We start from the raw sequence: 546 nt of genomic DNA, 5'->3' as shown, positions 1-546 counted from the left end.
GCTCGCCGCCTCGGCGGTCGACCACGAGATCGGCGCCGGCCCCGACCTGGTGATGCCGGTGGTGGCCGACCAGCTCGCGCGCCTGCTCGCCGCGGGCGCGCCCCCGGTGCTCGGCATCGGCATGTCCCTCCCGGGCGTCGTCGACTCCGAGCGCGGCGTCAGCGTCGACACCCCGGTGATGGCGGGTTGGGACGGGGTCCCCCTGGCGCCGTACCTCGTCGAGGTCGCGGACGCGCCGCTCTTCCTCGCGAACGACGCCGACGCGCTCGCCCGGTCCGAGTTCCTCGGCCACGCCCGCGAGATCCGGGACCTGCTGGTTCTCAAGGCGTCGACCGGGCTCGGTCTCGGCGTGCTCGCCGACGGCCGCATCGTGTCCGGCGCACTGGGCGGCGCGGGGGACCTCGGCCATACGAAGGTGCCCGAGGCTGCCGGCCGACCGTGCCGCTGTGGCGACGTGGGTTGTCTGGAGACCGTCGCCGCCGGCTGGGCGCTCGTGGCCCGGCTCCGCGACGAGGGCCGCGACGTCGACCACGTGCGCGCCCTGGT

1 protein-coding gene is annotated in these 546 nt (G+C 76.4%); it reads left to right on the top strand.

The window, feature by feature from the left end:
* Window positions 1-546: ROK family protein (locus E7Z54_RS09955; RefSeq protein WP_136433291.1), on the top strand; the 546-nt coding region annotated here is incomplete at both ends.

The sequence above is a fragment of the Nocardioides sp. genome (assembly GCF_004803405.1).
GTDB classification, from domain to species: Bacteria; Actinomycetota; Actinomycetes; order Propionibacteriales; family Nocardioidaceae; genus Nocardioides; species Nocardioides vastitatis.
The sequence above is the reverse complement of the archived record's forward strand: the minus strand, read 5'-3'. Positions and strand labels throughout refer to the sequence as shown.